Genomic DNA, 26,217 nt, shown 5'->3' with positions numbered 1-26,217 from the left:
GGACGCGCCGCGAACCGGCCGAGCCGTCCGGGCCGTCCGGGCCGGGGCGCCGGCCGCGGGGACCGGCGGCGCCGGATAGTGATCTCGATCAAGACCAAGCTCGGCGCGCTCGTCGTCGGCGCGGTCCTGCTGACCTCGGGTCTCGCCCTGGTGGCGATCCGGACCTCCACCGAGTTCCGGTACATCACGATCTTCGCGATGATCGCGACCCTGCTGATCACCCAGTTCGTGGCGCAGTCCCTGACCGCCCCGCTGGACGAGATGAACCACGTCGCCGGCTCGATCTCGCGCGGCGACTTCAGCCGCCGGGTGCGCGGCGCGGACCGCCGCGACGAGCTGGGCGACCTGGCCTCGACGATCAACCGCATGGCGGACGACCTGGAGGCGGTGGACCGGCACCGCAAGGAGCTGGTCGCGAACGTGTCGCACGAGCTGCGCACGCCGATCGCCGCCCTGCGCGCGGTCCTGGAGAACGTCGTGGACGGCGTCTCGGAGGCCGATCCGGAGACCATGCGGACGGCCCTGAAGCAGACCGAGCGGCTCGGCCGGCTGGTGGAGACGCTGCTCGACCTGTCACGGCTCGACAACGGTGTCGTCACGCTCAGGCGACGCCGCTTCGAGGTCTGGCCCTATCTCTCCGGCGTGCTCCGGGAGGCGAACCTCGCCGCCTCGCAGCGCGGCCTGTCCTCCACCTCCGGCCTGCACAACCGCACCGACGTCCATCTCCACCTGGACGTCTCCCCGCCGGAGCTCACGGCGGACGCGGACGCGGAGCGGCTGCACCAGGTGATGGCGAACCTGATCGACAACGCGGTGAAGCACTCGCCGCCGCACGGGCGCGTGACGGTGCGGGCACGGCGCGGACCGTTTCCGGACTCGCTGGAGCTGGAGGTCGAGGACGAGGGCCCCGGCATTCCCGAGTCGGAGCGGCACAAGGTCTTCGAGCGGTTCAACCGGGGCACGGTCCCGGCCCAGCAGGGTCCCGGCAGCGACGGCGGCACCGGTCTCGGCCTGGCGATCGCCCGCTGGGCGGTGGATCTCCACGGTGGCCACATCGGAGTGGCCGAATCGTCACGCGGCTGCCGCATCAGACTCACTCTTCCGGGCAGCCTTCCTTCACGGGATTGACGTAGGGTTCGAACCGGAAGCTCGCGTTCTGCGTGTACGTGTACGACTGCTCGTACGGGATGCCCGCGGGACCCGGTCAGGGGTGCGGCCCACAGGGCCGCAGCCGCGGTTCTCCGTACCCTCACCGAACCGGAACCACGCTTGTTTCCCGCCATTCACGGCACCGAAACACGTCGTCAAGTGTGACTTGCGCGACGTTGGAGTGCCCGGCCTGCACCTCCAGGCCAGGGAGGCGTAGCCTTTATTTCCGCTGTCCATCACCTTGTGAAGCGGAAGAGGGCGGTTGCCGCCGTGTCGTCTCAGTCCCCCAGTACCCCGAGCTCCCCGACCGACCAAGACGGGCAGGGTCAGTCCCCTGCCGCCGCCTTCGGTGCCAATGAGTGGCTCGTCGACGAGATCTACCAGCAGTACCTCCAGGACCCGAATTCGGTCGATCGTGCCTGGTGGGACTTCTTCGCCGACTACAAGCCCGGAGCGTCGGAGACCCCGGCCGCCCCGGCAGTAGCCACCCAGACCCCCCAGAGCGCCCCCGCCGCGCCGCAGACGGGCCCCGCACAGGCCGCGCCTGCCGCTCCGGCGGCCGTTCCCGCTCCGGCCGCTCCCGCGGCTCCGGCCGCCGCCCCGGCGCCCGCCGCCGCGGCCCCCGCTCCCGCGAAGCCGGCCCCCGCCGCTGCCCCGGCTCCGGCCGCCCCGGCGAAGCCGAAGGCCGCGGAGCCGGCGGAGGCCCCCGCAGGCCCCGAGCTGATCACCCTGCGCGGCCCGGCCGCCGCGGTCGCGAAGAACATGAACGCCTCGCTGGAGATGCCGACGGCCACGTCCGTCCGCGCCGTCCCGGTGAAGCTGCTCTTCGACAACCGGATCGTCATCAACAACCACCTGAAGCGCGCCCGGGGCGGGAAGATCTCCTTCACCCACCTCATCGGCTACGCGATGGTGCAGGCGATCAAGGCCATGCCGTCGATGAACTACTCCTTCGCGGAGAAGGACGGCAAGCCGACCCTGGTCAAGCCGGAGCACGTGAACTTCGGCCTCGCCATCGACCTGGTGAAGCCGAACGGCGACCGCCAGCTCGTCGTCGCCGGCATCAAGAAGGCCGAGACGCTGAACTTCTTCGAGTTCTGGCAGGCCTACGAGGACATCGTCAAGCGCGCCCGCGTCGGCAAGCTGACGATGGAGGACTTCACCGGCGTCACGGTCTCCCTGACCAACCCCGGCGGCCTCGGCACCGTCCACTCCGTCCCGCGCCTGATGCCCGGTCAGTCGGTCATCATGGGCGTCGGCTCGATGGACTACCCCGCCGAGTTCCAGGGCACCTCCCAGGACACCCTGAACAAGCTGGGCATCTCCAAGGTCATGACCCTGACGTCGACCTACGACCACCGGGTCATCCAGGGCGCGGCCTCCGGCGAGTTCCTGCGGATCGTCTCCAACCTCCTCCTCGGTGAGGACGGCTTCTACGACGACGTCTTCAAGTCGCTGCGCATCCCCTACGAGCCGGTCCGCTGGCTCAAGGACATCGACGCCTCGCACGACGACGACGTCACCAAGGCCGCCCGTGTCTTCGAGCTGATCCACTCCTACCGGGTCCGCGGCCACGTCATGGCCGACACCGACCCGCTGGAGTACAAGCAGCGCAAGCACCCCGACCTGGACATCACCGAGCACGGCCTCACCCTGTGGGACCTGGAGCGCGAGTTCGCGGTCGGCGGCTTCGCCGGCAAGTCGATGATGAAGCTCCGCGACATCCTCGGCGTGCTCCGCGACTCGTACTGCCGCACCACCGGCATCGAGTTCATGCACATCCAGGACCCGAAGCAGCGCAAGTGGATCCAGGACCGCGTGGAGCGCCCGCACGCCCGCGTGGAGCGCGAGGAGCAGCTGCGCATCCTGCGCCGGCTGAACGCGGCGGAGGCCTTCGAGACCTTCCTGCAGACCAAGTACGTCGGCCAGAAGCGCTTCTCGCTGGAGGGCGGCGAGTCCGTCATTCCGCTGCTCGACGCGGTCATCGACTCCGCGGCGGAGTCCCGCCTCGACGAGGTCGTCATCGGCATGGCCCACCGCGGCCGCCTGAACGTCCTCGCGAACATCGTCGGCAAGTCGTACGCGCAGATCTTCCGCGAGTTCGAGGGCAACCTCGACCCGAAGTCGATGCACGGCTCCGGCGACGTGAAGTACCACCTGGGCGCCGAGGGCACCTTCACCGGCCTCGACGGCGAGCAGATCAAGGTCTCGCTGGTCGCCAACCCCTCCCACCTGGAGGCGGTCGACCCGGTCCTGGAGGGTGTCGCCCGCGCCAAGCAGGACGTCATCAACAAGGGCGGCACGGACTTCACCGTCCTGCCGGTCGCCCTGCACGGTGACGCGGCCTTCGCCGGCCAGGGTGTCGTCGCCGAGACGCTGAACATGTCGCAGCTGCGCGGCTACCGCACCGGCGGCACGGTCCACATCGTCATCAACAACCAGGTCGGCTTCACCGCGGCCCCCGAGTCCTCGCGTTCCTCCATGTACGCGACGGACGTGGCCCGCATGATCGAGGCGCCGATCTTCCACGTGAACGGCGACGACCCGGAGGCCTGCGTCCGGGTGGCGCGGCTCGCCTTCGAGTTCCGCCAGACGTTCAACAAGGACGTCGTGATCGACCTCATCTGCTACCGCCGCCGCGGTCACAACGAGGGCGACAACCCGCAGTTCACCAACCCGCAGATGTACACCCTGATCGACAAGAAGCGTTCGGTACGCAAGCTGTACACCGAGTCGCTGATCGGTCGCGGCGACATCACCCTGGAAGAGGCGGAGCAGGCGCTCCAGGACTTCCAGGGCCAGCTGGAGAAGGTGTTCGCGGAGGTCCGCGAGGCCACCTCGGCCCCCGCGCCGGCGCACGTCCCGGACGCGCAGCCCGAGTTCCCGGTCGCCGTCACCACCGCGGTCTCCGCGGAGGTCGTCAAGCGGATCGCCGAGTCTCAGGTCAACATCCCCGAGCGGATCACGGTCCACCCGCGTCTGATGCCGCAGCTGCAGCGCCGCGCGGCCTCGATCGACGACGGCACCATCGACTGGGGCTTCGGCGAGACCCTCGCCATCGGCTCGCTGCTGATGGAGGGCACCTCGGTCCGCCTGTCGGGTCAGGACTCCCGCCGCGGCACCTTCGGCCAGCGCCACGCGGTGCTCGTCGACCAGGAGACCGGCGAGGACTACACCCCGCTGCTGTACCTGACCGAGGAGCAGGCCCACTTCAACGTCTACGACTCGCTGCTCAGCGAGTACGCGGCGATGGGCTTCGAGTACGGCTACTCGCTGGCCCGCCCGGAGTCCCTGGTGATCTGGGAGGCCCAGTTCGGTGACTTCGTCAACGGCGCGCAGACCGTCGTCGACGAGTTCATCTCCTCGGCCGAGCAGAAGTGGGGCCAGACCTCCGGCGTCACGCTGCTCCTGCCGCACGGCTACGAGGGCCAGGGCCCGGACCACTCGTCCGCCCGCCCGGAGCGCTTCCTCCAGATGTGCGCCCAGGACAACATGACGGTCGCCATGCCGACGCTGCCGTCGAACTACTTCCACCTCCTGCGCTGGCAGGTGCACAACCCGCACCACAAGCCGCTCATCGTCTTCACCCCGAAGTCGATGCTGCGTCTGAAGGCCGCGGCGTCGAAGATGGAGGAGTTCACCACCGGCGGCTTCCGCCCGGTGATCGGCGACGCGTCGGTCGACCCGGCCGCCGTCCGCAAGGTCGTCTTCTGCGCGGGCAAGGTCTACTACGACCTGGAGGCCGAGCGTCAGAAGCGCGGCGACACGGAGACCGCGATCATCCGCCTCGAGCGCCTGTACCCGCTGCCGGGTGCCGAGCTCCAGGCCGAGATCGCCAAGTACCCGAACGCCGCGAAGTACATCTGGGCGCAGGAGGAGCCGGCGAACCAGGGTGCCTGGCCGTTCATCGCGCTCAACCTGATCGACCACCTGGACCTGGCGGTCGGCGCGGACATCCCGGCGGGCGAGCGCCTGCGGCGGATCTCCCGCCCGCACTCCTCGTCCCCGGCGGTCGGTTCGGCCAAGCGTCATCAGGCCGAGCAGGCGCAGCTGGTCGCGGAGGTCTTCGACGCCTGACCGAGGCGCGGAGCTCGCACGACAGGAGGCCCGGCACCCCGAGGGGTGCCGGGCCTCCGGCGTGTCCGCCGCCGGTACGGGCTCAGCCGAGGTTGGCCTCGAAGTCCCAGTAGGGACGGTTCCGCTGGCGGGCGGACAGGGTGTGCGGGTGCTGGGCGCCGAGGGTGCGGGTGAGGGTGAGCAGGGCGTCCTCCTCCAGCTTGCCCGCCTCCTCGTTCTCCCGCAGACCGCGCAGGTCGGTGGCGAGCGCCACCTGGCAGGACAGGGTGAGCGGGTGCTCGTGGCCGAGGACGTGCCGGGCCCGGCGCAGGGTCTCCCGGCTGAGCTCGGCGGCGTCGCTCACCCGGCCGTTGAAGTTGCGGGCGGCCGTGGTGTTGAGCGCGCAGCCCAGCACCCAGGGGTGATCGGGACCCAGGGAGGAGGTGAGCCCGGCGAGCGCGCCCTCCAGGATGGCGAGGGCGTCGGCGCGCTGCCCGGCGGCCTGGAGGACGAGCGCGGTGTTGGCGAAGACACCGGTGGCGACCGGGTGCGCGGGTCCGACGAGCGCGCGGTAGCCGGCCTCGGCCTCCTGGATGAGGTCGCGGGCGTGGGCGAGGTCGCCGTGCTCGCGCAGGTAATTGGCGTAGTTGTTGATGGACGAGAGCGTGATGTAGTGCTCGCGCCCGTGCACCTGCTCCATCTGTTCCAGCAGGTTCTCCATGGTGGCGCCCAGGTCCTGCTGGAAGCCGCCCTCGCGGCGGCGGCACAGGGCGAGCTGGGCCCGGGCGTACAGCGTGTTGAGGTGCTGCGGGCCGAGGACCTGCAGATGGAATCGGACGTTGTTCTCCTGGCGGGCCAGCGCCTCGCGGTAGTTGCCGAGCAGGCGCAGGTCCTGGGCGACGGCGTTGCTGACGCTGAGCGTGTGGGAGTGGAGGGCGCCGAGCGCGTTCTCGCTGCGGGCGAGGGAGGCGATGTCGTGCTCGTACGCCTCCTGGTAGCGGCCGAGCATGCGCAGCATGAGGCCCAGGTTGTGCCCGGCGACGAGGGTGAGGAACTCGTGGTCGCCGAGAAGGCGTTGGGCCTCGGCGAAGGCCTCGCGCTGGATCCGCTCCGACTCCTGGTACTGGCCGAGGAAGCGGAGGTCGCTGGCGATGGAGACGGCCGAGCGCAGGGTGCCGAGCTCGTCGGGGTTCGCGGCCTCGTCGAGCCGGGCGCGCAGGGCGAGATCGAGTTCGTACGCCTCGCGGAAGCGGCCGAACGCGCGCAGGATGTAGCACTCCTGGGAGGTGAGCTCCTGCATCTCGGGGCTCACCGGGTCCATGAAGGTGGACCAGTGGGCGCGGATCTTCTCGGCGAGCCGGATGCCGGCGCGGAACTCGGCGCTGCGGAAGCAGTAGCGCAGGCAGTTGAGGACGGCGGTCTGCACGCGGGGGTTGCGGCTGGCCAGCGCCCCGGAGGGCTCCAGGTGCGGCAGGAGTTCGGCGTAGCGGGGCCAGTGCCGGCTGTCCATGGGGTTGCCGGGGTCGGCCTCGGCGAGCAGGGCCCGGACCGCCTTGCGGTGGGCCTCGCGGTGCTCGCCGTCGGTGAGCCGGGCGACGATGTCGTGGACGAGCCGGTGCATGTGCACGGACTCCTGGTGCGGTCCCATCTCGAGGCTGGCGGCCGGTCCTCGGGACTCGCGGCTGAGCACCGAGTAGTTGACCAGGGTGTCCAGGGCGCGGTTCCAGGCGGGCAGGTCGGTGGCCATCCAGCGCAGGTCCTCGGGGAGGTCGGCCTGCGGGTAGGCGCGGACGATGCCGAGGGGGATGCGGCCGGGGGCGAAGGACGCGCACAGGCTGAGCACGTCGATGGCCTGCGGCTGGGCGCGCCGGAGCCGGTTGATCAGTATCGACCAGGAGGTGAGGGAGGCGTTGGGGAAGCCGTCGCCGGCCCGCTCGTCCACGGTGGACAGCCGGCCGTCGCGGACCATCCGCAGGTATTCGGGGACCTCCATGCCGGACTCGCCGAGCCAGGCGGCGGCCTGGACGAGCGGCAGGGGGACGTCGCCGAACTCGGCGGCGACCTCGTCGGCCTCGGGCGCGGTGATGTGCGGGGCGCGGCGCATGAGGTAGCCGGTGGACTCGGCCCGGTCGAAGCTGGGGACTTCGAGGATGTCGGTGTGCTCGCCCCAGGCGCGGTTGCGGGAGGTGATGAGGACGTGGCCGGGACCCTGCGGCAGCATCACGCCGGCGCCGTCGGTGTCGTCCCAGCCGTCGAAGATCACCAGCCAGCGGGAGTGCGGGTCACCGCGGCGCAGCGCCTCACGGACGGCGCGGATGCGTTCGCCGGGTTCGTTGCCGCTGGGGAGGCGGAGTGCGGCGGCGAGCTCGCCGAAGCGGTCGCGCTGGACGTTGCGGTCGTCGGAGTTGACCCACCAGACGACGTCGTAGTCGGGGCTGAAGCGGTGCGCGTACTCGGCGGCGATCTGGGTCTTGCCGATGCCGGACATGCCGAGGAGGGTGCAGGCGGCCTTGCCGCGCTCGGCGTCCATGAGCCGTTCCTGGAGCTCGGTGAGGAGGTCGTCGCGGCCGGTGAAGCGGGGGTTGCGGCGCGGGATCTCGCCCCAGATCTCGGGCGGTGTCTCCGGGTAGCGGACCAGGGATCCGGGCGTGATGCGGCGGCCCGTGGAGCGGCGGGGCTCGATGCCGAGCCGGGTCAGCAGGCGTGCCTCGGCCTCCTCCTCGCCGACGCCCCAGAGGCTGACCGGTTCGAGGACGGCGGTGGCGGGCAGGAGGGTGCGGTTGGTGAGGTTGACGGCCGCGAAACGGTCGGCCTGCTCGGGGACGAAGCCGCGCAGGACCTCGTTCCATTCGCCGGCCGGGCGGGGGCCGAGCTGGAAGAACCAGTCGTCGAGGACGAGGAGCACGGTGCCGCGGGCGAGCAGCAGGTCGCCGAGCGAGTCGACGAGCGGGGTCTCGCGCGGCGGGTCCCACCGCTGGAGGGTGGCGCGCACGCCGTGGGCTTCGAGCCGCTGGTTGATCCAGGTGGCCCAGGGGCGGTTGTAGCCGGGGAAGACCACGAGGACATGTCCCGGCGCGGCCCTTCCGCCGTGTTCCGCCGCCGCACCGCCGCCCGACCGCACTTCCGCCATCCGAGTCTCCCGTCCCGCTCCCGCGCAACGCAGTGTCATGTGCCGTGGGCACAGTGTTACCCAGTCGCCCCCGGCGCCGCTTCCAGGCTCGCGTGGTGCCGCCTCATCTGATGGGCGAACTTCCGCCCCTCAGTGGTCAGTTCATCTGATTCAAGCAGGATCGCCAGGGCTTCACCCACCTGATCGTGGATACGGTCGAACTGCTGCCCGGCCCGGGTTCGCCAGCCCGCGGGGGCGCCCTCGGCGACAGCGGCCCGGCGCCACAGGTCCGTCAGCGCCAGATGCGCGTACGTGCCGTGCATCACCCCGGAGATGGGCCGCGGGTCGGCCCGCCAGCCCACCCGGTGCACGGCGGTCCGGCCCGCCCCGTAGAGCGGGACCAGCTCGTGCAGCGTGGCCAGTTTGCTGTGGTGCAGCTCGTGGACGAGGGTCTCGGCCATGTCCTCGGCGCCGGAGGGCAGCGAGGTGAGGACGGCGCCGGGCGCGGCGCTCATCGTGGCCCCGAAGGAGCCGGGGCCGCGTGCCACCAGCGGCACGATCGCCCGGACCGCCCGGCGCACCTCGCCGGCGCGGGCCGGGTCGGTGCGGTGCAGCAGGTCGAGTCCGGAGTCCCAGCGGGCGGACCAGGCGGCCCGGTCGGTCACGCCGTGGTCCTCCGCGTCGCGGGGCGGCAGACCGATGCCGCCGGCCGGCACGCGGTACGGGTCCATGTCGTCGAGGCGGGCGGTGGAGCCGCTCAGCACGTGCAGGCCACTCCAGCCGGGGCCGTGGCCGGTGAGGGCGCCGGTCGCCGGGTCGGTGCGCAGCAGGACCTCGGGGCCGGCGGGGCCGGGCAGCTCGGGGCGCAGCCGGCCGGTGCGGGAGCCGGAGCTGATCCGGACGCGGGACGAGCCGGTGCTCAGCCGGCCGACACCGGGCAGCACAAGGAGGCCGTCGGGGACCTCGACGGTCAGGCGCACCGGGCAGCCGGAGCGCAGGGCGGCGGTGGCGGCGAGGACGTCGAGGCGGGCGAGATGCCGGTCGAGGCCCGGCCCGACCGGCTCGGCGAGCGCGGCCGCGAGCCAACCGCCGGTCGTCGGGTAGTCGAGGAGATCCCGGACGACGTCGGGGCGGCGCCGCTCGGCCCGTTCGAGCAGCTGCCAGGCCGCGCCGAAGCGCCGGAACACGGCGGCGTCGATGGCCTCGCGGTGCCGCTGCACCCGCACGAGCAGGGCCTTGAGCAGGAGCAGCCGGCGGGCGTGCAGGGCGGAGTGCAGCAGCGAGGCGCTACCGGGCTCGGCGCGCGTGCGGGCCAGTTCGACGAGGGCCGCCGCGTGGGGTCCGGCGAGGCTCATGCCCGCCTCCCGTCGTGCCCGGCCCCGCCCCGCACGGCCCGCGCGGTCCGCCGCCGCCCGTCTCTGGCCGGAAACCGATGTGCGCCGCGCCGCGCGCGGTCAGTGGGCGACGCGGCCCCCGTCGTCGGCGAGGGCGCCCTCCGGCCAGGCGTCGGCCAGCTCCTCGGGCTGCCACAGCAGTCGCTCGACGGCCGCCGCGAGCTCGGGATCCTCCATGAAACGCAGGGTGCGCAGGTCGACGGCCGTGAGATCGGGCAGGTGCGGTGGGCGGGCCTCCCTCCGGTCGACATCGGCCACCCACTCCATGTGCTCCAACACTCTCGGCTCCTCCTCACCGGCGCGTGTCCCCCACGGTCGTAGCGGCGGAGCGGTTCTTCCCGACGCCGTAAAGTCAGAAACCCGTTCGACTCAACTGCTCCCATGTGCGCCCCCGTTATCCAGCCGTCCCGGAACGGTCTACGTCTCCGCACCGCGCCACGCCCACCACGGCGGTCCGATCCGCCTCCGCTCCGCGCGGGGCAGCCGGCCCGGGAGCGGGCGGGGGCTCGCGGTCGTCTCGGCCAGCAGGGCGCGGGTGCGCCGCACGTCCGTCCAGTCCAGCGGGACGAGGACGGCGTCCAGGCGGCGCCACTGGTCGACGGCGGCGCCGAGCGCCTGCGCGGCCGCGGCGAGGCGGTCCATCAGATACAGCACGGCGCCCTGGGCGTGCAGGGCGCGGGCCAGGGTGACCGTGCCCGGGGTGTCGCCGTGGGCGGCGCGCTCGTCGTCGGCGGCGCGCTCGTAGGCCGTGAGGGCGTCGGCGAGCTGGCCGTCCCGCGCGGCCTCCGCCAACTGCAGCCGCACCCAGCCCAGTTGGAGCCACACCTCGGCGCTGGCGGCGGGGCCGCGGGCGGTGCGCAGGGCCTCGTCGAGGAGGTGGCGGCTCTCGTACAGGTCGGGCAGGAAACCGGCCCGGTCGAAGCGGAGGGCGAGGACGCTGCCGATCAGGACGCGGGCCCGGAAGCGGGCGCCGGCGTCGGCGGGCAGACAGGTGAGGGCCTCGCGGAGGACGGACTCGGCCCGGTCGACGGGCGCGGTGCCACGGTCGGCGGCAGCCCGGCGCAGCAGCGACTCGCCCCAGGTCAGCAGGAGCCGTCCGCGCTGCTCGCCCTCGGCGGGGGTGAGCAAGGTGGCCCGCTCGTAGGCCTCGTCGGCGGCGGGCCCGTCGCCGGTGGTCTCGTGGAGCCGGGCCCGTGCGGTGGTCCAGCGCAGTCGGAGCGCGAGGGAGTCGCCGAGCAGGGCTTCCGCCCGGTCGAGGGCGGCGGCCACGGTCTCGGGCGCGGAGCCGGCGAGGTGGAGGGCGTCGGCCAGGTCGAGGAGCACGGGGCCGGTCGTGCTCAGGGCGAGGGCGGCGGTGAACGCGGCCGCCGCGTCCGACCCTTCGCCGCGGGCGAGGAGCAGCCGCCCGCGCCGTACCAGCAGGGCGTGGCGCTGTCCCTCCGGCCAGTCGGCCGCGTCGCCGTCGAGCGCGGCGAGGGCCATGTCGAGCCGGTCCGCCTCGCCGGTGTGGCGCCACAGGGCGTAGTGGGCGGCGGCCTGTTCGAGGCGGGCCTCGGCCCAGGCGTCGCCGCCGGGTTCGGCGAGCTCCGCGGCCCGTACGAGCTCGGCCACGGCCCGGTCCAGCAACTCCTGACGGCGCCCCCGGTCCCGTACGGCGGCGGTGCCGGCCTGCGCGTACAGCACCTGGCCGAGGACGAGTCGGGCGAGCGCGGTGTCCTCGGGGCGGCCGGGCGGGCCGTCGTCGCCGAGGGCGGCCTCGGCCCGTTCGAGGGCGGCGTCGAGCAGCGACGGGTCGGACTGGACGCGCCACTGGTCGAGCAGCCGGCGGGCGGCGGCGAGCGGTTCGGGCGTGACCAGGTCGGGGTGGTAGAAGCGCAGCACACGGGCGGGGATGCGGGCGAAGAGCTCGGCGGCGGCGCCGGCCGGTTCCTCGCTCTCCTCCCCCGGACCGGTGGCGGCGGCGGGTTCCTCGTCGGTGCCGTGTCCGGCGAGCCGGGCGGCGGCGAGGGCCGGGAAGTTGCGCATGCCCTGCCCGAAGTGGCGCTCGACGAACTCGGAGCAGTGCTTGAGCACGAGGACGGCGGCGCCCCGGTCGAGGGAGCCGAGGAGATGCTCCTGGACGGCCGGGGCATAGCTGAAGCAGGGGTACGGGGTGGGGCCGGGCAGCCGGCGCAGGAGCCCGCTGAGCAGGACCTCGGCGAGCTCCATGGGACCGGTGTCGGGGAGCATGGCGCGCTGCACGAGCTGCATCACGGGCAGGGCGAGCGGCGCGGCGGCGAGGTGGACGGCGAGCCGCACGGCCCCGGGCGATGCTCCGGCGCGGAAGGCGCGCAGCCGTTCCTCGTCGCCGGGCAGGACGCTCACCCCGGCGTGGCCGGCCGGGGGGCCTACGGGTTCGGGGCCGGTCCGGGCGGCGGAGACGACTGCGGCGTCGGTGCCGATCGCGGCGGCGGTGCCGGTCCGGGCGCCGGCTCCGGTCCGGGCCGGGGGGCCGATCCGGGCGGCCCAGCCGCGGACGGCTCCGCCACCGTGTCCGGTGAGCAGCCGGGCCCAGGAGGCGAAGGCCTCGGGGGTGGGGGTGAGCACGGGGACGGCCCGCAGGTCCTCGGCGACGGGCTCCCAGGCCGCCTCGTCGGGCTCGAAGCCGACATGACCGCCGGGGGCGGTGGGCCGCAGCAGGGTGCCGGGTTCGACGGGCAGCGCCGTACGGGCCCACAGGCGCGGCGGCAGCGGCTGGACCAGGGCGAGCGGGGAGTGGCGGGGCCACTGGTGGATGAGCCGCTGCGCCGCGCCGCGCTGCCAGAGCGGGCCGACGCAGTCGCTGACGACGAGGGTGAGGCGGCGCCCGGTGGGGTCGTGCAGCTGGTCGCCGGGGCGCAGTCGGGGGCGGCCGTCGGACCCGGAGGTGGTGGTGACCAGCGGGGGGCCCTCGCCGGTGTCGTGGAGGCGGTGGACCTGGACGTCGCGGAAGGCCCCGGACTGCTGGCAGGCCTGGCGCAGTTCCTCGACCATCCTCGACCACACGACCATGGCGGGCCCGGTGTCCATGAGGAGCTGGATGTCGGGGCGGGGTCCTGCGGCGGGGCGCAGCACGGGGGTGAGGATGCCGGAGGCGGCGCTGCGTTCGGCGGTGGCGTCCTCGTCGAGGCGTCCTTCGCCGGGCCGGGCGGGGAGGTGGGTGGCGTAGTGGCGCAGCGGGCGCAGGGCCTTCTGCAGCCCGAGGAGTCCGGGCAGGGCGTTGGCGCCGGGAGCGCGGACCGGCAGGGCGGCGCCCGGCCCGGCGATCACGCCTCCGGTGCGGGCTCGGCCGCCGACCGGGGGCAGGGCGAGGTCGACGGTCTCGGCGGCCCGGGACGGTGGTGCGGACGGGTCGTCCGGGGCCCGTGGGTCCGGTGTGGCGGGGGTGGGAATGGCCGGATCTCGACGGTCGGCGGAGGGTTCGGGCCGGGGCGGACCCGGGTCGCCGTGCCCGTCCTCCGCGGGGCCGCACCGGGCGGGGTGGTCGCCGGGTCCCGCCGGGTCGGCGCGCGGCAGCCACTGGGCGAGCCAGACGGCGTCCGCGACCTCCTCGGCGGTCGGGTCCTGCCCGCCGGCCCGGAGTCTGCGGGTGAGCTCTTCCAGATGCCTCCGGCGCATCCGGCCATCACCTCGGCTGATCGAGCGGCTGCATGAGCATGTCCGCGATGCGGTCCCGGGTCACCCGCTCGGCGCGGGGGGCGTGCTGGGTCAGGTAGAGGGCGTTGAGCAGCTGGTCGGTGGCGATGACCTCGCCGGGCTCGCGGTCGAGGAAGCGGGCGACGAGCCCGGGTTCGGCCGCCGCGGCGTCGGGCCCGAGGTGCGCCTCGATCATGGCGCCGAGCTGCTCCTCGCCGGGCGGTTCGAGCTCCAGGCGGATGCAGCGGCGCAACAGGGCGGCGGGGAAGTCGCGTTCGCCGTTGGAGGTGAGGACGATGAACGGGAAGGTGGTGCAGCGGATCCGTCCCCCGTACACCGGGACCTTGCGTCCGTCGTCGGTGAGCACCTCCACGACCGGCTCGCGGTCGGCGAGCCGCTCCAGCTCGGGGATGGCGAACTCGCCCTCCTCCAGGGCGTTGAGCAGGTCGTTGGGCAGGTCGAGGTCGCTCTTGTCGAGCTCGTCGATGAGCAGCACCCGGGGCAGTTCGGAGGGCAGCAGCGCGGTGCCGAGCGGCCCGAGCCGCAGGTACGAGCCGATGCCGGCCGGGCTCGCGGCGGTCCGCTCGGAGTCGGCCCTGGCCCGCTCCAGCTGGACGTCCTGGAGGCGGCCGATGGCGTCGTAGCGGTAGAGCCCGTCCTGCAGCGTCGAGCGGCTGACGATGGGCCACCGCAGCACCCGGCCGAGGCCGAGCTCATGGGCGACGGCATGGGCGAGCGTGGACTTGCCGGTGCCGGGGTTGCCGGTGACCAGGAGCGGCCTGCGCAGGTACAGGGCGGCGTTCACGGCGTCGGTCTCGGCGGGCCGGGGATGGTGGTTCTGCACGAGCCTGCGCCGCACGCCGAGCCGCCGGTCCGACCCGGCCAGCGTGTCGTCGGCCCCACCCGCGGAGAAGTCCCGCCACGGCGGCGGCGCGGGCAGCCGCCGTATCTCGTCGTGCGGATGGCCGGCACCACGGTAGATCCGCCAATCGTTCACGCCTGACTCCTCCTGGCTGCGGTGTCTTCGCCGGCCCCGTCGAACGTACCTCGCGACATACCCCGCTGCCGACGCCCAAACCGGTCCGGATCCGGGGCAGTTGAGTTCGAGGCGCCCGGCGTCGCGAGGGACGCCGCGGGGCTGCCGGAACGGGGGTGCGGCGCGGGGCGGGGCGGGCGGTCGGGCACGGGGGTGCCGACCGGGACGGGCAGGCGGGCGGCAGCGGGGTGCGCGGTCCAGGGCGGGCGGCCGGAGCCGGGGGGCTCTGCCGCGCGCGGCGGGGGCGCGGGCGGCATCGCACGCGCGGGGCGCGGAAGGGGTGGCCGGCCCGGGAGGGGCGGGGCGGGGCGGGACCGGCGGGCGAAGTGGGCAGGCCTGCCGGGGCGTTGCCGGTGGTCCGGCGTTCTCGGCCCTTCGGGCCGGCGGGAAGGGCCGCGAGGGCGCGTCGCCGGGGCGAAGGGGGTGGAGGCGACCCGCGCCGTCATGCGTCGGCCTCGCCGAGGAGCGGGGGACCCTGGAGGGGGGCCTCGTACGGAGGGCGGTCGGGCGGGTCGTAGAGGACGGCCAGGTCCTCGGCCCAGGCGTGGTCGGAGCGCTCGCGCGGGTCGCCGTCGCTGTCGGCGGCGCCCATGCGGCGCAGGGTGCGGACGGGCCGGTGGAGTCCCTCGGCGCCGGCCGCGGCCGCGAGGAGCTCGCCGGCCCGCTCGTGGAACTCGGCGCAGTCGCCGTGGTCACGGGCCGAGCGCCGCCACAGCGCGATGGGGTGCCCGGCGGCGAGCGCGGCCTCCATGGCCCGCTGGCCGTCACCACCGGCGACCGGCCCGCAATAGACGGGCACGCTGCCGTCGCCGACGGCGTCGAGGCGTTCGTACGCGCTCATCCGTCCCTCCTTGCGAAGGTGCGGCGCATGGGCGTCGCCCTCGGCGCTCGCCGCGAGGACCTCGGCGCGCAGCGGCACGGCCCGCAGCGGCCCGCTCTCGCTGCCGCGCCACCGCTTGCGCCACTCCGGGGACGGCGGATGGTGGCTGCGGTGCCGGTCGCGGATGACGACGGTCCGCCGCTGACCGAGCGGCAGGGAGCGCTCCCCGAAGGGTTCGTCGTCCGGCGAGAGCCGCCAGGTGTCCAGCGGCTCGTCGAACAGCTCGCGCGGCAGCACCACTTCGACGGCGGCGAGGTGGTCGCCGCTGTCGCCGAGGCGGAGGGCGTCGACGAGCGGCCCGCGCAGGGTCTCGCGGAGCCGGTCGCGGGCCACTCCCCCGTCGTCGCCGCGCAGCGGGCTGACCGTGCGGCCGTCGAACAGGAGCATCACGCGCCAGGCGTAGCGGCTCGGGCTGCTGTAGGGGACGGCGTCGATCTCGACGCGTACGTCGGCGCGCGCGCCCTGCTCCCGGTTGGGCAGGCCGCCGTCGGCGCCGGCACGGCCGTCCGCACCGGCCCAGCCGCCCGCATCCGCACCCGCTTCGCCGTCACCGTGGGCGGGGGCGGGGGGCGCCTCGGGGTCGAGCAGGGCGGCGATCTCCTCGCGTACGGCGACGTGCGCGCCGCCCGACTCGTCGGCGATCCAGTCGGCGAGCGCGTCGACGCCGGGCCCCGGCCCGTACCGCTCGGTGAGGTGGCGGGCGACCTTCGCCGCGTAGAGGAGGACCGCGTCGAGCCCGAGGTCGGTGGCCCCGGGAGCGTGCTCCCGGCGCGGGGCGTGCAGTTCGTGGAGGAGGCCCACACCGTCCCGCCAGGTGCGGGCGTCGGTCTCCAGGACGGCCTGGTACTCGGGGTGGAGCACACGGCGCTTGACCGCGTCGACGAGGGCCATGACCTCGCCCGGTCCGCTGGGCGGCGGCAGTTCGGCGAACCGCCCGTAGAGCTGGACCCGGCGGACGGGGCTGACGCCGCGGGCGGTGGCCGGCCACAGCTCCGTCTGGGCGTCGGTCCAGGTGCGGCCGGACCCGAAGGAGCGGTGCCGGGCGAGGTGATGGCGGTCGTGGGCGCGCAGCACCTCGTGCAGGACCTCGCCGCCGGGCACGTCGTGGAGCTCGCGCAGCGAGGTCAGCGGGACGGCGGCGCCCTCGTTCTGGCCACGGCCCTTGTTGACGCCGATGACGGCGCCCCGGCCCAGATCGACGACGGGGCCGCCGGAGCAGCCCTCGATCGGGACCGCCCACTGCAGCAACAGGGCTCCGCCCGAGAAGCCGTTGGCCTGGCCCTCCACGTCGCGGACGGCGACCTCGCCGGTCTGGCGGGACCAGCCGTGCAGGCTGATCCGGGCGGGCGTGGTCGGCGGCCGCTCGCTGAGCCGGACGCAGGCGGCGCCCCGGGCGCCCTCGACGCGGACGAGCGCGAGGTCGGGGAAGTCCCAGAAGGGGAGCGTCTCCTCGGGCGTGGCGGGGCGCGGCTTGGCCAGCACGACCCGGCCGGTGGTCTCGCCGCCCTCCCAGGTGATGCCGACGGCCGGTTCCTTCCTCCACACCGCGCTTCCCCCCTTGGCCACCACGTGGGCGCAGGTCAGCACCCAGCCGGGGGCGATGAAGAAGCCCGTGCCCCAGAACGGGTCGCCGTGCGGGTCATACCCGCCGCCGGGAGCGGCGATGCGTACGAGTGCGGGGCGCACGAGAGCGTCGAAGGCGCTCATACGGCGCCGGGGCCGTTCTCCGGGGAGACGGCGGGTGCGGGGACGGGCGGCACGGCGGATGCGGGGAGGGTGGGCGGTGCGGCGGGAATGGGCGGCACGACGGGCGTCGGGGCCGCGGGCCCGGCGGGCGCGGCCTGCGTCTCCGCCGGCGCCTCCGGGGGCTCCGGGGACGGGGTGGGCTCGCGGCCGGGCTCGGTCCAGGTGAGGGAGACGTTGACCGACGCCTTGCCACCGCCGTCGGCGAGGACCCCGATCACCTTGCCCGCCTGCGCGGAGAGTTCGATGCCGAAGCTGACGGCGACCTCGACCGAGCCCTGCGGATCGAGGCCCGCGCGCAGGGAACCGACCACCCCGCGCACCACGTCGGTGAGGCCACCGGCCATCGACACGACCCGGTCGCCGATGCCGGTGTCCTGGAAGCCACTGCCCCGGTCGAGCTCCTCCGCCCCGCTGATCCGGGCCCAGACGGGCGTGCCGTCGTCCAGTCGTATCCGAGCGATCCCCTGCGTCACAGCCGCCCCCGCTCCCCGAAACGATGATGAAGAAGGCTAGTCCGAGGGACGGGAGAGGAACAGGGGACGCGGTCGGTTCTCCCGCACGGCCTATTCTGAACGCATGTACTTCACCGACCGTGGCATCGAGGAACTGGAGAAGCGGCGCGGCGAGGAGGAGGTCACCTTCGAGTGGCTCGCCGAGCAGCTGCGGACCTTCGTCGATCTCAACCCCGACTTCGAGGTGCCGGTCGAGCGCCTCGCCACCTGGCTGGCCCGTCTCGACGACGAGGACGACGAGGAGTAGGCGGAGCCGCACGAGGAGCGGGAGCCGCCGGGACAGGGCCGGGTCGGCGCCGCCGAAGAGCGTCGCTAAGGCGCTTTCCCCAGGCGGTCCCCCAGACGGTCCTGGACGAGCCCGAGCGCCCCATGGGCGACGAGGAGCACGCCGGCCGTCGTCCAGCCGCCGCTGCGACGGCCGATGCCCCGGGCGAGGAGCATCACCCCGGCCGCGAGCTGGACCACGCCGACGAGGCGGGCCACAGGGCCGTACGGACACGGGCCGAGCCGGCCCCCCTCCACCGCCTCGATCTCGGCGCGTACGGCGTCGCGCAGGCCGGGCCGTTCGAGGAGTTCGGCGCCCTGGTCGCGGGCCGCGGCGCGCAGCCGGTCGGCGCTCTCGCCGGGGGCGAGGCCCTCGGGCAGGGCGAGTCCGGTGCGGGCGAGCACGGCGACGAGGCCGACGAGCCGGGCGTGGGCGTCGGCGTCCGGGTCCGGCTTCGTGAGCGGTTCGAGGGCCTGGACGTCGAGGACCGGGGCGAGGGCGAGCCGGGCGGCGAAGGTGTGGACGGCCTCCTCCTCGCCGACCGGCGTGCCGTCGGCGAGCCAGGTGTAGCCGACGGTGCGGCGGAAGCCCGAGGCGAGGGTGAATCCGGCGCGGTCCGCGTCCCACCACAGCGCGAGGACGGGCCGGCCGGCGGTGGCGACGGCGAGGGCGGTGGCCCATCCGGTGACGACCCGCTCGACGGGTTCCGCGTCGTCGAGCCAGGGCTTCCCCTCGGGTACGAGGACGGTCCAGTCGGGTCCCGCGGCGGTGAGGAACAGCTGTTCCCGCAGCAGTCGGGCCGGCGGGCGGACCGCCGCGGGCTCGGCACGGCAGAGCAGCAGCGCCCCGGCGAGGTGGCGTCCCGGTGTCGCGTTCATGGCCCCACGCTAGGCCAGTTTGTCCGCGTACGACGGTAATTGCCCCACCCTCAGGCGTCCCTGTCAGGGGCGAGTCGGGGTTGACGTGACCCGACCGCGATATATCGTGTGTAGCGAGAGACGCGATATATGTTGCGTCGCCGGTGCCCCGGTCGAGGCACCGGCGTCCGTCATGACACGGGAGGTCAGCACCATGACAGAGTGGTCCGTCACCGAGCCCCGCAAGATCCCGCTGACCGACCCCGTGACCCGGCTCCAGATCCGTGTCGTCAACGGCACGGTGAACGTGGTGGGCACCGACGAGAGTTCCGCCCGCCTGGAGATCTCCGAGATCGAGGGCCCGCCGCTCATCGTCTCGCACGAGGGCTCCACCCTGACCGTGAGCTACGAGGACCTGCACTGGAAGGGTCTGCTGAAGTGGCTCGACCCCAGCGGGCACCGACGCCGGGTCGTCGTCTCCGTCGCCGTCCCGGCCGGCACCGACGTCGAGGTCGGGGCGGTCGGCGCCGAGACCGTGGTCTCCGGCGTCCGGGGGCGCACGGCGGTGCGCGGCGTCACCGGTGACACCACCCTCGTCGGCCTGGCCGGACCGGTCCGCGCCGAGACCGTGTCGGGGAATCTGGAGGCCCAGTCCGTCACGGGAGCGCTCCACGTCAACTCGGTGACCGGCGACGTCACCGTCATCGAGGGCGCCGGCGCCTCCGTGAAGGCCGAGACGGTCAGCGGCGACATGGTCGTCGACCTCGACCCGTCCGCCGGCCTCGACGGACCGCCCGCCGACATCCGGCTCACCAGCGTCTCCGGCGAGGTCGCCATACGGCTGCCGCACCCCGCCGACGCCACGGTCCAGGCGAGCACCACCAGCGGATCCGTCTCGAACGCCTTCGAGGACCTCCGGGTCGGCGGACAGTGGGGCGCCAAATCCATCACCGGCACCCTGGGCGCCGGTCGCGGCACGCTCAGGGCGACCACGATCTCCGGCTCCATCGCCCTGCTGCGCCGCCCCGAACCGGAGCCCGACGGCGACGGCTGGGCCGCCACCTCCCCCGCGTCCGGAAAGGTCCTCTGACATGCCGCCCGTCTTCGCGCACGGCCGCCTGCGCCTCTATCTCCTCAAGCTGCTCGACGAGGCGCCCCGCCACGGGTACGAGATCATCCGCCTCCTGGAGGAGCGCTTCCAGGGGCTCTACGCCCCCTCGGCGGGCACGGTCTATCCGCGGCTCGCCAAGCTGGAGGCCGAAGGTCTGGTCACCCATGCCACCGAGGGCGGCCGCAAGGTCTATTCGATCACCGACGCCGGCCGGGCCGAGCTGGCCGGACGCGGCGGCGAACTGGCCGACCTGGAGGTGGAGATCCGCGAGTCCGTCTCCGAGCTGGCCGCCGAGATCCGGGACGACGTGCGCGGCGCCGCCGGCAAGCTGCGCAGTGAGATGCGGGCGGCGGCGACCGCCTCCCGCACCACGGGTTCGTCGTTCGGCGATGCCAAGGAGGAGCTGCGCAGGGCGAAGCAGGAGTGGAGGGAGCAGGCCCGTCAGGCGCGCGCCGAGGCCCAGTCGGCCCGGCGGCAGGCCAAGGAGTTCCAGCGGATCGCCCGGCAGGTCCAGGAGCAGGTCCAGGACCGGATGGCGCGGGGCGAGTGGCCGAAGGGCGTCTGGGAGGGCATCTCGGACATCACCGCCCAGCTCGGCGACCTGGTGACGGGGACGGTGCACGGCCCGGCGCACGGCACGGCCGCGGGACGGCCCGCCTCCCCCGAGCAGGCCGTCTCCGACTGGGCCAAGGACATCGACGGGGCCGCCGATCCTGCCCGTGAGCTGGACCGGCTCCTGGACCGCTTCCGCGACGACGTCCGTGACGCGGCGCGGGACCACGGCGTCAGCCGCGAGCAACTGGCCGACGCCCGCCGCCACCTGGGAGCGGCGGCGGACAGCCTCCTGTCCCTGCTCGACCCGAACCGGAGGAACGCCTAGGAACCACCGGGCCCCGACCGCCCAGCCCGACCGGGCGCCCAGCCTGACCCCCGCCGGGCCGGGAGGCCCCGCCCCCTGCGGTCTCAGCTCCGCTCGGCCGTCACCGTCACCGTGACGGGGGCGTCAGGGGCGGCGAGGACGAGGGCCTTGCCGGGGGCGGGGCGGAGCACGATCGCCCTCCCCCGGGCCGCGACCTGCCACGCGCCCGGGGGCAGGGAGAGCTCGGTGACCCGGGGGCCACGCCGGGCGGAGTCGTACTCCAGGCGGTAGACGCCGGCCCCGGAGTCGTACGAGGAGGAGCGGACGGTGCCGGCGACGGCCTCCGCGTACGGCTCGGCGGTCAGCTCCTTGTTCGTACGGAAGGTTCCGGAGCCGTCCACGGCGCAGTAGCCGCCTCCGTAGCACCACACATAGCCCGCCCAGCCGGAGCCGTAGCGGCCGAGCGAGGCCATCGCGTCCCGGTAGAAGCGGTTCATGTTCGGAAGGGAGTTGTTGAGCGGACCCCACTCCCCCACCACCACGGGGACCTTGTATTCCTTCGGGTACAGGGTCACGGCCTGCTCGTAGTTCTCGATCCAGCGGGCCGCGGGGTCGTAGTCGGCGCCCGCCTCCATGCCGGTGTTGTAGAAGTGCGGGGCGTAGACCACCTTCGGGTCGTCGATCCGGCCGAGGCCGGTCGGCACGCCCTCGCCGACGATGGGGGTGGGTTCGACGAAGACCCAGCCGTCCCGGTCGGCCGAACGGACCGCGTCCGCCAGCCGGTTGTACATCGGCGTCAGCTGCTCGCGTTCGATCCGGCGGGCGGCGGTCGGCAGGTCCTCGCCCTCCCGCAGCTCGCCCATGGGCTCGTTGATGAGGTCGTAGCCGAGCACGGCCGGGTGGTCGCGGAAGCGTTCGGCGAGCACGCGCCACATCCGGGCCTGCGCGGCCCGCAGGTCGGGGTCCTCGTAGAGGTGGGTGAAGGCCCGTTGCACGGCGGGCTCGAAGTATTCGGCGAACCAGTCGTCGGGGTGCGGGGTGAAGGGCAGCCCGTCGGTCCTGGTGGCCCACTCAGGGATGCCCCGGTGGCCGAAGGCGGGGCCGAAGACGTCCTGGTGGGCGTCGATGAGGACCCGCACCTCGTGCTTCTCGGCCCAGTCGAGGACGCGTTCGATCTTGCGCAGGTAGTCCCGGCTGTAGTGGCCGGGGCGCGGCTCCAGGTCGTCCCAGAAGACCAGGAGGCGGGCGAAGTTGAAGCCCTTGGCCCGCATGTCGCGGAAGTGCTTCTCGGTGATGGCGGAGAGGGCGGCCTCGCCCCGGTTCGTCTTGTCCTCGACGTTCCAGCCGCGCAGGGTGAGGGCGCGGCCGTGGGAGTCGGCGAGGACGGGTATCGCGTCCCCGGCCTCCCCACCGGTCTCCGCCCTGGCGGTGGCGGTCGGGGCGAGCAGCGAGGCGGCGACGGCGCCCGCCACAAGGGTGGTTCGCAACAAGGGGACCTCCGGCACGACGATGTGAGCGTTGTTCACCTTTCGCGGTGCCGGAGATCCCATCAGCCCGACCGGGCGGTATCAAGAGGTCGTGAGGACGATCTTTCCGAAGAGTTCGCCGGAGGCCATCTTCTCGAAGCCCTCGCGGGCCCGGTCGAGCGGCAGCACCTCGTCGATCACCGGCCGCAGCCCCGTGGCGGCGCAGAAGGAGAGCAGATCCTCCAGTTCGTCCTTGGAGCCCATGGTCGAGCCGACCACCTTGAGCTCCAGGAAGAAGATCCGGGTCAGCTCGGCGTGCGAGGGACGGTCGCCGCTGGTGGCGCCCGAGATGACGAGCGTGCCGCCGGGGCGCAGCGACTTCACCGAGTGGGACCAGGTGGCGGCGCCGACGGTCTCGATGACGGCGTCCACCCGCTGCGGCAGCCGCGCCCCGGGCTCGTAGGCCTCGACGGCACCGAGCTCGACGGCCCGCTTGCGCTTGGCCTCGTCCCGGCTGGTGGCGAAAACCCGCAGCCCGGCCGCCTTGCCGAGCGCGATCGCGGCCGTGGCGACGCCGCCGCCCGCTCCCTGCACGAGGATCGAGTCACCGGGCCGAACACCGGCGTTGGTGAAGAGCATCCGGTACGCGGTGAGCCAGGCGGTCGGCAGGCAGGCGGCCTCCTCGAAGGAGAGCTCCTTCGGCTTGGGCAGCACGTTCCAGCTGGGCACGGTGACCCGCTCGGCGAAGGTGCCCTGGTAGCGCTCGGTCAGGATGGAGCGGGGCTCGTCCGGGCCGACTCCGTGGCCGGTCTGGCCGATGACGGAGTGCAGGACGACCTCGTTGCCGTGCTCGTCCAGCCCTGCGGCGTCACAGCCGAGGATCATCGGCAGCTTCTCCTCGGGCAGTCCGACCCCGCGCAGCGACCACAGGTCGTGGTGGTTGAGCGAGGCGGCCTTGACGGTGACGGTGGTCCAGCCGGGACGGGCCTCGGGCTCGGGGCGTTCGCCCAGTTCGAGGCCGTTCAGGGGCTGGTCGCGGTCGATTCGGGCAGCGTAGGCGGCGAACATGGCCTTGAGCGTAGGGCGGTGACCGTCCGCGGCGGAACCAGGCACCGGTGTGACGCATGTCCCCCCGCGACCGGCCCCGCGCCCGGCCCCGCGACCGCCCGGCGCCCGCCTCCGCGCCCGAGCCGTCGCCGCCCGACGCCCACGCCCGGCCCGCGCGCCTCCGCCTGCCCGGCTCCGCCGCCTCCCGCACCCAGCCCCCGGCCCGCCCCCGGATACGCGAGGGGCCCCGCACCGGCCTGAGCTCGGTGCGGGGCCCCTCGCGTATCTCACGTACCTCGCGTGCGTGGCGTACGACGGCCGCGTCAGCGGCGGGCGACGCCCTCCGCGCGGGCGGCGGCGGCGACCGCGGCCGAGACGGCCGGGGCGACCCGCTCGTCGAACGGCGACGGGATCACGCAGTCGGCGGCGAGCTGGTCGCCCACCACGTCCGCGATGGCGTTGGCCGCGGCGATCTTCATGCCCTCGGTGATCCGGGAGGCCCGGACCTGGAGCGCGCCGGCGAAGATGCCGGGGAACGCGAGGACGTTGTTGATCTGGTTCGGGTAATCCGAACGGCCGGTGGCCACGACCGCCGCGTACTTGTGCGCGACGTCCGGGTGCACCTCGGGGTTCGGGTTGGCCATGGCGAACACGAAGGCGTTCGGCGCCATGGACGCGACCGCCTCCTCCGGGACCGTGCCGCCGGAGACGCCGATGAAGACGTCCGCGCCGGCCAGGGCGGTCTCCAGGGAGCCGGTGAGACCCGCCTTGTTGGTGAGCTCGGCGATCTCGCGCTTGACGTCCGTGAGGTCCTCACGGTCGCGGCTGACGATGCCCTTGCGGTCGGCCACGGCGACGTCGCCGAGCCCGGCCTCCAGCAGGAACTTCGCGATGGCCACACCGGCGGCGCCGGCGCCGGAGATGACGGCGCGCAGGTCGCCGAGGGTCCGGCCGGTCAGCTTCGCCGCGTTGCGGAGGGCGGCGAGGGTGACGATCGCGGTGCCGTGCTGGTCGTCGTGGAAGACCGGGATGTCCAGGCGCTCCTGGAGCTTGCGCTCGATCTCGAAGCACCGGGGCGCCGAGATGTCCTCCAGGTTCACGCCGCCGAAGGACGGGGCGAGCCGGACGACGGTCTCGACGATCTCGTCGGTGTCGGTGGTGGCGAGCGCGATCGGCACCGCGTCCACGCCTCCGAACTGCTTGAAGAGGATGGCCTTCCCCTCCATGACCGGAAGCGAGGCCTCCGGGCCGATGTCGCCGAGTCCGAGCACCGCCGTGCCGTCGGTCACGACGGCGACGACCTGCGACTTCCAGGTGTAGTCGTTGACCAGCTCGGGCTGCTCCGCGATTGCCGTGCACACCTTGGCGACGCCGGGCGTGTACGCGAGGGACAGGTCGTCCTTGTCGCGCAGCGGCACCGTGGCCGTGATGGCCATCTTGCCGCCGCGGTGCAGCGCGAAGGCCGGATCGAAGGGCTCGCCGGGAGCCCCTTCCGTACCGCTCTCGCTGCGAGGATTGACGATCTCCGCTGCCATTGGGTTGACCCCTTAAGTCTTTTTCATTTGAGGGTGGCCGCTCCCGGTTGAGGAGGGGTGGGTGGGTCCCGCGGCCGCCGTGTCTGGCAGCCGCGCGGGCGCGCCGCACAACGCGCCCTGAGCCCCGGATGAGGGGTGTAAGGATCCTTCTTACCGGACAGACGGGTCCGGAGACGAGTCCATGAAGGTTCGGTGACGCGACTCATACCGAGCGCTACCGGACACGCACGGAGAACGACACGTCGCCTGATGTCCGGATAGATACTTTCCCGACCCGAATAGCGGCGTTCGTGTCGTCCGAATGCCGAGATCAACAGGAGAATTTACGGTGGGGTACCCACCTCTCCGGAGAAGGTTTTGCCTTGGGAGGACTGGCCACCGCGATTCGGCCACCACCCGTTACCCGATTTTGACATCCTTGGCCGTCGGTTTGCGGCAGTCCGAATGGCAAGATGCCGTAATCACACGAGGTCGCGGCACTCGAAGGTGCGTGCGCGGCCTAAGGCAACTCCCTCACACGCCGGAGGAACCCGACCATGACCGCACGCTCCACGCGCTGTACGACCGTCGCCAAGACCCGCACCTCCCGTCTTGCCGCGGTCGCCGCCATCGCGGTCGCCGGCTCGATGCTGCTGACCGCCTGTGGCGACCAGACCGAGGGCGGCTCCACGAAGGAGGGCGGCGACTCCACCGCCGCCGCGAGCAAGGCCCCGCTGTTCTCGAAGCTCCCGGCCGACATCCAGAAGGCCGGCGTCATCAAGGTCGGTACGGACGCCTCGTACGCCCCCATGGAGTTCACCGAGGGCGGCAAGATCGTCGGCGTCGACCCCGACATCGCCCAGGCGCTGAGCAAGCAGCTCGGCGTCGAGTTCAAGTTCACCTCGGGCACCTTCGACGGCCTGATCACCTCGATCTACACCGGCCGCCAGGACCTGATCATGTCCTCGATGACGGACAACAAGAAGCGTCAGGAGGGCCTGGACGACAGCGGGAAGAAGATCGGCAAGGGCATCGACTTCGTCGACTACTTCTCCTCCGGCGTCTCCCTGCTGGTCAAGAAGGGCAACCCGCAGGGCATCAACACCCTCGACGACCTGTGCGGCAAGACCGTCGCCGTCCAGCGCGGCACGATCTACGAGGACACCTTCAAGGCGCAGGCCGCGAAGTGCGGCGCCAAGAAGCTCACCATCCAGGCCTTCGACACCGACGCCGAGGCCCAGACCCGCGTGAAGGCCGGCGGCGCCGTCGCCGACCTGAACGACTACCCCGTGGCCGCGTACATCGCGAAGACCTCGGGCGGCGGCAACGACTTCGAGGTCGTCGGCAGCCAGAGCGACGTCGGCCTCTTCGGCATCGGCGTGTCCAAGGACAAGACCCAGCTGCGCGACGCCGTCAAGGAGGCGCTCGACGCGATCATCAAGGACGGCTCCTACGCCGAGGTCCTGAAGAAGTGGAACGTCGAGGGCAGTGCCGTGAAGTCGGCGACGATCAACGCCGGCAAGTGATCTCCTCGCACCTCGCTCCACTGAAGGGCAGTCGTC

Annotated in this window: 17 protein-coding genes; 6 read left to right on the top strand and 11 right to left on the bottom strand. The window is 73.4% G+C overall.

The window, feature by feature from the left end; translation table 11 throughout:
* Window positions 1-75: 75 nt before the first annotated feature.
* Entirely contained in the window at window positions 76-1,128 is a 1,053-nt protein-coding gene (locus ACFY7C_RS22915) for an ATP-binding protein (protein ID WP_389654469.1), read from the top strand.
* A gap of 291 nt (window positions 1,129-1,419) precedes the next feature.
* Window positions 1,420-5,226, top strand: a complete 3,807-nt coding sequence (locus ACFY7C_RS22910) for a multifunctional oxoglutarate decarboxylase/oxoglutarate dehydrogenase thiamine pyrophosphate-binding subunit/dihydrolipoyllysine-residue succinyltransferase subunit (RefSeq protein ID WP_389653649.1) — start codon at window positions 1,420-1,422, stop codon at window positions 5,224-5,226.
* A gap of 82 nt (window positions 5,227-5,308) precedes the next feature.
* On the opposite strand, the gene fxsT is transcribed toward ACFY7C_RS22910, so the two are convergent.
* The 7 genes from fxsT to ACFY7C_RS22875 all read right to left on the bottom strand — a co-directional run bounded on the left by fxsT (window position 5,309) and on the right by ACFY7C_RS22875 (window position 17,497).
* Window positions 5,309-8,335, bottom strand: a complete 3,027-nt coding sequence (gene fxsT, locus ACFY7C_RS22905; protein WP_389653646.1) for an FxSxx-COOH system tetratricopeptide repeat protein — start codon at window positions 8,333-8,335, stop codon at window positions 5,309-5,311.
* A 56-nt stretch (window positions 8,336-8,391) separates the two neighbouring features.
* A complete protein-coding gene (locus ACFY7C_RS22900) occupies window positions 8,392-9,669 on the bottom strand; it encodes an HEXXH motif domain-containing protein (RefSeq protein ID WP_389653644.1) in 1,278 nt (425 codons plus the stop codon).
* Window positions 9,670-9,768: 99 nt separating this feature from the next.
* Window positions 9,769-9,987, bottom strand: a complete 219-nt coding sequence (locus ACFY7C_RS22895) for a hypothetical protein (protein WP_389653641.1) — start codon at window positions 9,985-9,987, stop codon at window positions 9,769-9,771.
* Window positions 9,988-10,125: 138 nt separating this feature from the next.
* Window positions 10,126-13,344, bottom strand: coding sequence for an SAV_2336 N-terminal domain-related protein (locus ACFY7C_RS22890; RefSeq protein ID WP_389653638.1), 3,219 nt, complete (start codon window positions 13,342-13,344; stop codon window positions 10,126-10,128).
* 7 nt (window positions 13,345-13,351) lie between these two features.
* Window positions 13,352-14,359, bottom strand: a complete 1,008-nt coding sequence (locus ACFY7C_RS22885) for a MoxR family ATPase (protein ID WP_352076144.1) — start codon at window positions 14,357-14,359, stop codon at window positions 13,352-13,354.
* A 481-nt stretch (window positions 14,360-14,840) separates the two neighbouring features.
* Window positions 14,841-16,985, bottom strand: a complete 2,145-nt coding sequence (locus ACFY7C_RS22880) for a trypsin-like peptidase domain-containing protein (RefSeq protein ID WP_389653635.1) — start codon at window positions 16,983-16,985, stop codon at window positions 14,841-14,843.
* Entirely contained in the window at window positions 16,982-17,497 is a 516-nt protein-coding gene (locus tag ACFY7C_RS22875; RefSeq protein ID WP_389653632.1) for a CU044_2847 family protein, read from the bottom strand. The genes ACFY7C_RS22880 and ACFY7C_RS22875 overlap by 4 nt, the downstream gene beginning before the upstream one ends.
* A 103-nt stretch (window positions 17,498-17,600) precedes the next feature.
* On the opposite strand from ACFY7C_RS22875, the gene ACFY7C_RS22870 reads away from it, so the two are divergent.
* A complete protein-coding gene (locus tag ACFY7C_RS22870) occupies window positions 17,601-17,783 on the top strand; it encodes a DUF6104 family protein (RefSeq protein WP_005312030.1) in 183 nt (60 codons plus the stop codon).
* A 65-nt stretch (window positions 17,784-17,848) separates the two neighbouring features.
* Here the strand turns inward: ACFY7C_RS22870 and ACFY7C_RS22865 are convergent, their stop codons facing one another.
* A complete protein-coding gene (locus ACFY7C_RS22865; RefSeq protein ID WP_389653629.1) occupies window positions 17,849-18,679 on the bottom strand; it encodes a hypothetical protein in 831 nt (276 codons plus the stop codon).
* A 193-nt stretch (window positions 18,680-18,872) separates the two neighbouring features.
* On the opposite strand from ACFY7C_RS22865, the gene ACFY7C_RS22860 reads away from it, so the two are divergent.
* Together ACFY7C_RS22860 and ACFY7C_RS22855 are read left to right on the top strand one after the other, a co-directional pair.
* The gene (locus ACFY7C_RS22860; protein ID WP_389653627.1) at window positions 18,873-19,748 is read left to right on the top strand and encodes a DUF4097 domain-containing protein; all 876 of its coding nucleotides are present in this window, start codon (window positions 18,873-18,875) and stop codon (window positions 19,746-19,748) included.
* A 1-nt stretch (window position 19,749) separates the two neighbouring features.
* Window positions 19,750-20,649 (top strand): helix-turn-helix transcriptional regulator, encoded by a 900-nt coding sequence (locus tag ACFY7C_RS22855; protein ID WP_389653625.1) that lies wholly within the window; start codon window positions 19,750-19,752, stop codon window positions 20,647-20,649.
* 83 nt (window positions 20,650-20,732) lie between these two features.
* Here the strand turns inward: ACFY7C_RS22855 and ACFY7C_RS22850 are convergent, their stop codons facing one another.
* The 3 genes from ACFY7C_RS22850 to ACFY7C_RS22840 form a co-directional block, all read right to left on the bottom strand.
* The gene (locus tag ACFY7C_RS22850) at window positions 20,733-22,118 is read right to left on the bottom strand and encodes a cellulase family glycosylhydrolase (protein ID WP_389653622.1); all 1,386 of its coding nucleotides are present in this window, start codon (window positions 22,116-22,118) and stop codon (window positions 20,733-20,735) included.
* Between the two features lie 78 nt (window positions 22,119-22,196).
* The gene (locus tag ACFY7C_RS22845; protein ID WP_389653619.1) at window positions 22,197-23,162 is read right to left on the bottom strand and encodes a zinc-binding dehydrogenase; all 966 of its coding nucleotides are present in this window, start codon (window positions 23,160-23,162) and stop codon (window positions 22,197-22,199) included.
* Window positions 23,163-23,464: 302 nt separating this feature from the next.
* Window positions 23,465-24,676: an NADP-dependent malic enzyme gene (locus ACFY7C_RS22840; RefSeq protein ID WP_389653617.1), complete on the bottom strand. Its 1,212-nt coding sequence runs from the start codon at window positions 24,674-24,676 to the stop codon at window positions 23,465-23,467.
* A gap of 536 nt (window positions 24,677-25,212) precedes the next feature.
* Between ACFY7C_RS22840 and ACFY7C_RS22835 the strand changes: the two genes are divergently transcribed.
* On the top strand, window positions 25,213-26,181 hold the full coding sequence (locus tag ACFY7C_RS22835; RefSeq protein ID WP_389653614.1) for an ABC transporter substrate-binding protein: 969 nt from the start codon (window positions 25,213-25,215) through the stop codon (window positions 26,179-26,181).
* Window positions 26,182-26,217: the final 36 nt, after the last annotated feature.

It is taken from the genome of Streptomyces sp. NPDC012769, assembly GCF_042901205.1.
GTDB lineage: Bacteria > Actinomycetota > Actinomycetes > Streptomycetales > Streptomycetaceae > Streptomyces.
The sequence above is the reverse complement of the archived record's forward strand: the minus strand, read 5'-3'. Positions and strand labels throughout refer to the sequence as shown.